Consider the following 6,598-nt stretch of genomic DNA (forward strand, 5'->3'; position numbering starts at 1 on the left):
GGAGGCGGCATTGCGCGACGAATCGGTGGACCTGATTCTCGCGGTCGGCGCCAGCATGGGCGAATGGAACAGCGGCGGCTGGAGCGACAGCCTGCTGAACGAGCGCATGGTGCACATCGACGAATCGGAAGACCACCTCGCGCTGACCCCGATGGCGCGCTTTCATGTGCGTGGGCGCATTCTCTCGATTTTCAATCGCCTGCTAGAACGCATGAAGGACGTGAGCAAGCACGCTTCCTACGAAATCGAGCACGCGCGCGCCTCGCGCGATCTGGACACACGCGTATCCGACCCCGACCGCATGTTGTCGGACATGGACAAATACCTGAGCGACGCAACGCCGATCAAGCCGCAACGATTGATGCGCGAGCTTGGGCTGATGTTCCCGCCGACCACGCGCTTCCTTGCCGATACCGGCAACAGCGTCTCCTGGTCCACGCACTATCTGCACCCAAGAGACCGCCGTGTCGGTGAACGCCGGCTGGGCAGCGAACGCAAGCGAACGCTCGGACGTCGCAAGACCTCCGGCGGATGGCTGCGGGTGACGATGAATTACGCCCCGATGGGATGGGCGATCGGCGGCGCGGTCGGTACCGCCGCCGCCAATCCCGACGCGCCTGTCGTATGCATCACCGGGGACGGCAGCATGCTGATGAACGGGCAGGAAGTCTCGGTCGCCGTCGCGGAAAAGCTCGCCGTGGTTTTTGTCGTGCTCAACGACGGAGCGCTGGGCATGGTCAAGCACGGCCAGCGGCTGGCCAAGGCGGAGCAGATCGGATGCGATCTGCCGCCGACCGATTTTGCGGCGCTGGCGAGGGCGCTGGGGGCGGAAGGCTTCACGATTCGCTCGCCGGAAGATTTGATGAAACTCGATGTGGAAGCGATGTGCACGCGCGCGGGGCCGACCTTGCTGGATGTGTTGGTGGATCCGGAGGAGGTGCCGCCGATGACTGTGAGGATGCGCGTTCTAAGAGATTTACTTTAGGAAGAAACGATGAACCGGTTAAAAGAAAAAAACGTATTGATCACTGGCGGAACCAGCGGCATTGGGTTGGCGACGGCGAAATTATTCAAGGACGAGGGCGCGTCTCTGATTATTACGGGCAGAGATCCTGAGGGCTTGGCACGTGCACAACAGGAACTGGGAATTGAAACGCTCGCGATTTGCAGTGACGCAAGCGATATCTCCGCAATCGAGTCGCTGGTGGAACAAGTACGTGCGCGTTTCGGAACAATCGATGTGTTACTCCTGAATGCCGGCGCGGCGAAGGCGGCTCCCATTGAACATGTCTCCGAGTCGCTTTTTGACGAAATCATGAATACCAATTTCAAGGGGGTGTTCTTCACGATTCAAAAAGCATTGCCGCTGTTCAGTTCCAATGCGTCGATCATCGTCACGACCTCGATTACGAATCAATTGGGATCTCCCAACTTCAGCACATATGGCGCGAGCAAAGCCGCGCTGCGCTCTATCGTGAAGTCGCTAGCGCTGGAATTGATTGAGCGCGGCATAAGAGTGAACGCTATTAGCCCGGGGCCGATTGCCACTCCGATTTTTGATCGCTTCGGACTTCCTGCGGAAGTGGTCAAGGCCGTCAAAGGGGAGATTGAGCGCAAATCCCCCATCAAGCGATTTGGAACACCCGACGAAATTGCAAAGGTTGCGTTGTTTCTCGCTTCCGATGACTCCGCATATGTGGTCGGCGAAGAAATCGTGGTTGATGGCGGCATGAGTTTGTTATAGCGGGCGACTAAAGACAATGAGCGAAAAAGAAAACCCGAACGCCATTCGCAGTCGAATTTGGCGAGAAGAATCCGAGCCGGACAATCCATTTGCTACCAAGGCAGCCTATTGCCGAGGTTTTGATGTTTACGGTGAAATGGTGGGGCAAGCACGCTGGGTAGAGATGCTCTACTTGCTGTTTTTTGAGGAACCGCCAACGGCAGCGCAAGCGGATTTATTGGAGGCTTTGGCTGTTGCCCTTGCCAACCCAGGGCCGCGCGATGCTTCCATACATGCGGCAATGTGCGGCGGAGTCTGTGGCTCGACAGCTGCGTCTTCGTTAATGGCCGCGCTTGCTGTCGGCGCGGGGCAGTTGTCAGGGGGGCGGGAGATATTCCTTGCGATGGAAGGCTGGGCATCTTGTGGCACCGATCTTGACGCATGGAAGAATCGCTTCGACAACTTCCCGACGTCTGCAGGAAGTATTTGGCCAAAAGCTGATCACACCCCTGGCTTCGATCCGCACGGCGTCAGTACTGCTACAACAGTGACGCAAACTCTTTCCTGCCTGGTTCGATATCAGGCCGGACCGTTTCTGCCCTGGCTGAATGAGAACAGGGAAGCAATGGAAAAGCTTGCCGGAATTCCTCTGGCTCTATCGGGGGTTGCCGCAGCTGCATTCGCCGACCTTGGGTTCTCACCTGAACAGGCGGAAATGATTCACCTGTTGTTGCGGCTGCCCGGTGCTGCCGCTCACGCACTGGAACAGCGTCCGCTCGGCTACAAGAAATTCCCATTTGGGACAGTGGAGTTGGTTGATGAATCCGATTGGGGACAGCCATGAAGACAGGGGCGAAAGGGCCGGATCTGTTGCGTGAGAATGTCGGCGTGCTAAAAAGCCGCATGGGGGCTTTTTTCCCGGGGAGTCATGTGATCTTTCGAGGCCATGACCTGCATACAGAGCTCAAGGACATGGACTGGGTGGAGCTCTACATGTTTGGCATTACCGGGCGCCGCTTCTCCAGAGCGCAGTTGCGATTACTCCATTCGCTCTGGACCTATACCAGCTATCCGGATGTGCGACTTTGGAATAACAGAGTTGCGGCGCTTGCAGGTAGTGTGCGAAGTACAGGGAACCTTGGTGTGGCAGCCGCGTTGGCCGTCTCGGAAGCGTCGATTTATGGGCGCGGCATTGATATGCGTGCCATTGATTTCCTATTGCGTACGCGAAAGTGCTTGGCTGAAGGGGCTAATCTCGAGATGTGTATTCGTGAAGAACTGGATACACATCGAAGTATTGCCGGATATGGCAGGCCGCTGATTAACGGTGATGAGCGCAATCAGCATCTGCTTGCATTGAATAAGGAGCTTGGCCTTGGTGAGGGGCCATATCTTAAATTGGCGTTCGAGATCGAACAGTTCCTATTTGAAGGCCGCCTGCGAATGAAGATGAATTACGGCGGACTAGCGGCGGCACTGGTCGCTGATTTAGGGTTCTCGCCACGCGACTATTACCTCTTTTCGTTCCCGGCATTCCTGGCCGGGATGCAGCCATGTCTTATCGAAGCATCAGAGCACCCTGAAGGTACTTTATACCCGATTTCATGTAGTGATATCCTGTACGAAGGAAGACCGCGACGCCCTTGGCGGAGGAAGGGCAGGACTGATGAGGAGCAGACTTAGACCTGATTTCAGTTAGGCTGGTTGGCGCGATATTAAAGGGGAACTATTTATGCAACCGTTTCGACGTCGAGCGCTTTGTGCCGCGCTCGCTCTCTCGTTGGTCGACGTTGCTTCTGCCCAGACCTCGGATGAGGAGGATCTCGCTCTTGCATATGGCGATAAAGCGACAATCAGTATCGCAACTGGCAGCAAGCAATCTATCACGCGCGCACCCGCGGTGGCGACGGTCATTACCAGTCGGGATATTCAGGCCATGGGAGCTACTGACCTGGATCAGGCGCTCGAAAGCGTCCCTGGTTTACATGTGTCGGTTTATTCTCAGGCCTTTAATCCAATCTATAGCTTTCGCGGCATATTTACCGGTTATAACCCTCAGGTCTTGATGCTAGTTAACGGCATCCCGATTACAAACGTCTTTACTGGTAATCGCAGTCAAGTTTGGGGTGGTATGCCGCTCGAGAATGTGGCGCGTATCGAAATTATTCGTGGCCCAGGCTCCGCTCTTTACGGGGCGGATGCCTATTCGGGCGTGATAAACGTTATTACGAAGACCTCAGCCGATGTAAATGGCACCGAGTATGGTTTTCGAGCAGGCAGTTTCGATACACGTGATGCATGGATTCAGCATGGTGGCAATTTGGGACCAATGGAGGCCGCCTTCTACCTGCGTGTAGGTCACACTGATGGTCAGGACAGAGTCATTCAGCGCGATCTTCAATCATTGCTTGACCCTGTCTTTGGTACTAACGCGTCGCTTGCCCCAGGACGGGTCAATTCATTTCGTAATGCGATCGATGCTCGCGCCGACCTCTCTTTTGAGAAATGGCGTTTTCGCGCCACCTTCCAAGGGCGCGAAGTTGGTGCTGGCGCCGGCTTGGCAGAAAGTCTAGACCCAAATGGCCGAGCGCCAGCTTCACGTTTATATCTGGATTTCACCTATGAGAACGCAAACTGGGCACCGAACTGGGACGTATCAGCAGTCTTAGGCTATTACGACATCAAGGAACGGCCAGGAAATCCTGCGTATATGTTATTTCCGCCAGGAGCATTTGGCGGGGCATTCCCGAATGGAGTGTTTGGTAACCCCGGACATTCCGAGCGGCACACACATGTCAGTTGGTCGGCCTTCTATACTGGCATCAACGATCATCGAGTCAGAATCGGAGTTGGCGCCCGCGAGGAGGATTTATACGACACGAGTGAATTCAAGAACTTCAACTTGGTAACAGTTCCAGGTGCTGGTCCGGTGTTTCTCCCGTTGCCGAGCATCGTCGATGCCACTGGCAATCCCTCGTTCATCTACATGCAACCGCATAAGCGACATTTAGCTTATGTCGTCGCTCAAGACGAGTGGAACCTCGCAAAAGACTGGTCGCTTACAGCAGGCGTTCGCCACGACCGTTATTCGGATTTTGGAAGTACAACCAATCCACGTCTCGCTTTGGTATGGGACGCTGCGTACAATTTGACTGTGAAGGCGATGCATGGGCGCGCGTTCAGGGCACCGAATTTCACCGAGCTTTATAGCATCAACAATCCGGTAACAATCGGTAATGCCAGCCTCAAGCCTGAGACCATAGCAACCAACGAACTTGCGTTTTCCTGGCGGCCGGCATCGAGTCTGGAGACCAGCCTTAGCCTGTTTCAATACAAAATGAGGGACATCATTCGCTTTACAGCGAATGCTGATCCGACTACGGGCTCAACAGCGCAGAATACCGGTGACCAAACAGGACGCGGCCTCGAATTGGAGACAACCTGGGATGCGACGCGGAACCTGCGCTTGACAGGTAGTTACTCACTCCAGCATTCCACAGATGAGGCGACTGGGCAGGATGCGGGATTGGCTCCGCGCAAGCGTCTTTTCTTGCGAGCAGACTGGCGCTTGGCTCCGTCATGGCAATGGGGTACCACAATCAATCACGTTGCCGATCGTCGGCGTCAGCCAGGTGACAACCGTCCGCAGATTGCCGACTACACCACGGTCGACATGACATTGCAGCGAGAAAAACTTGCCGGCAATTGGGATTTCCGCGCGACGGTGCTTAACCTGTTTAATCGCGACGCGAGGGAGCCGAGCTTCGCGCCGGGGAATATTCCATTCGATTTGCCGTTGCCTGGTCGGGCCGTTTATTTCCAGGTTCAGCATAGCCTGTAGCGTTGATCTGAATGCGACTCGGGAAAGTGCAAGTCGTTACCGACCTCATTTCCGGCGCGTTGTAATTTAGCGTGGGGCGCTTCGTGCGCCACTCAGGAATCTTTCTCCAAAGCATCCATCTGCGCTATCCTTCGATACAGTCGGTAACTGTTTGTTTCAAAAAGGCATATGTTCGCTGGGAATGCTCAATGATGAGCTGCTTGCAGATTGGCGCGTTGCGTTTCGGGTTCGGCTTCTTGCTGCTGCTCGCGCTGGCTGCCGCCCATGCCGGCCAGGGAATGCTGTCTGCGAAGCCGGAGCCGCTTGCTCCGGCCAATCAAGCGAATCCGCCGTCAGTTCAGTTCGCGATTGAAAGCGGGCTTAAAGCCAGGCATCAAGACTTCAACCCGATTACCCTGGCCGAGTTGGGAGACCAGACGCGACGCGGCGACTTTGCTGCGACGGCGGGGGCGCTGGCTATTGTTTATCCTGATATCGGCGAACCGTATCGCAGCATCTTCGCCAGGATCATCGAGGGCATCGAAGACGGCGCGAAGTCCGCGGTGCGTCATTATCCGATCGGGCCGAACGTGGAATCTGCCGAACTCGGGGCGCAGCTGAAACGCAACGGCGCGAAAGTGGTGATTGCGCTGGGCCGACAGGGACTGAAGGCGGTGTCGGGGCTCGATCGCGATATTCCGGTCGTGGTCGGTGGTGTACTCGCGGTGCCGGAGAACGAAACGCGCAATCTGACCGGCGTGAGCCTGACGCCGGACCCGGCCTTGCTGTTCTCTCGCCTGAAAAACCTTCTGCCCGGCGTCAAGCGGGTGATCGTCATCTACAACCCGCAGAACAATGAATGGCTGATCAAGTTCGCCCGTGAAGCAGCAAAGGCGCAAGGCCTGGAGCTGGTGGCACACGAGGCGCGCGATCTTGCCAGTGCGGCGCGTCTGTATGAATCCGCCTTCGCTTACAGCGAAGCGCGGCGCGATGCCATCTGGTTGCCGCAGGACGCGACCACGGTCGATGAAACCATCATCCTGCCGCTCGTCCTG

At 56.1% G+C, this 6,598-nt stretch carries 6 protein-coding genes; all 6 read left to right on the forward strand.

The window, feature by feature from the left end; genetic code table 11:
- Positions 1-985: thiamine pyrophosphate-binding protein (locus tag VJ651_RS15365; protein WP_324108290.1), on the forward strand; the 985-nt coding region annotated here is incomplete at its 5' end.
- 9 nt (positions 986-994) lie between these two features.
- Entirely contained in the window at positions 995-1,744 is a 750-nt protein-coding gene (locus VJ651_RS15370; protein WP_324108291.1) for an SDR family oxidoreductase, read from the forward strand.
- A 16-nt stretch (positions 1,745-1,760) separates the two neighbouring features.
- On the forward strand, positions 1,761-2,567 hold the full coding sequence (locus VJ651_RS15375; protein ID WP_324108292.1) for a citryl-CoA lyase: 807 nt from the start codon (positions 1,761-1,763) through the stop codon (positions 2,565-2,567).
- Positions 2,564-3,406, forward strand: coding sequence for a hypothetical protein (locus VJ651_RS15380; RefSeq protein WP_324108293.1), 843 nt, complete (start codon positions 2,564-2,566; stop codon positions 3,404-3,406). The genes VJ651_RS15375 and VJ651_RS15380 overlap by 4 nt, the downstream gene beginning before the upstream one ends.
- Positions 3,407-3,503: 97 nt before the next feature.
- A complete protein-coding gene (locus VJ651_RS15385) occupies positions 3,504-5,564 on the forward strand; it encodes a TonB-dependent receptor (protein ID WP_324108294.1) in 2,061 nt (686 codons plus the stop codon).
- A gap of 188 nt (positions 5,565-5,752) precedes the next feature.
- On the forward strand, positions 5,753-6,598 hold an 846-nt coding region (locus tag VJ651_RS15390), incomplete at its 3' end, for an ABC transporter substrate binding protein (RefSeq protein ID WP_324108295.1).

Origin of the sequence: Noviherbaspirillum sp., from assembly GCF_035254865.1 — a bacterium.
Taxonomy (GTDB): Bacteria; Pseudomonadota; Gammaproteobacteria; order Burkholderiales; family Burkholderiaceae_D; genus Noviherbaspirillum.